Genomic DNA, 500 nt, shown 5'->3' on the forward strand with positions numbered 1-500 from the left:
GGCAGTCGGCCCTGGAAGAACTCGGCGGCCTCGATGATGCACTGCGCGATGCGGGCGGCCTCCTCCTTGTACCCGTACTTCCGCAGCCCCCAGGCGATGAACGAATTGTCGAACGGCCAGACCGTACCCACGTGATACCCCACCGGGTTGTACCGACCCTCACCCACCGCCAACGTCCGAACCCCCCACCCCGAAAACAACCGCGGCCCCATCAAATGCTCCACCACCTGACCAGCCCGATCCCGATCCACAATCCCACTCCACAACAAATGCCCAATGTTCGACGACAACGAATCCACCTGACCACCATCCGCGTCCAACGCCAACGCGTAATACCCACCATCCGCCACCCAGAAATCCCGATTGAACCGCTGCTTCAACTCCGCCGCCTGCGCCTCAAGCCGATCCGCCAACCCCGGATCGTTCCAGAACTCCCGCGCCAACCGCGCCGCCCGCCGCTTCGCGTCATACGCATACCCCTGAAGCTCACACGTCGCCCG

General features: G+C 63.8%; 1 protein-coding gene. It reads right to left on the reverse strand.

Annotated features, from left to right (window positions below):
* On the reverse strand, positions 1–500 hold a 500-nt coding region (locus tag ABEA87_RS42475), incomplete at both ends, for an amylo-alpha-1,6-glucosidase (RefSeq protein WP_345639487.1).

The organism is Rugosimonospora acidiphila (assembly GCF_039543385.1).
In the GTDB taxonomy this organism is placed as follows: domain Bacteria; phylum Actinomycetota; class Actinomycetes; order Mycobacteriales; family Micromonosporaceae; genus Rugosimonospora; species Rugosimonospora acidiphila.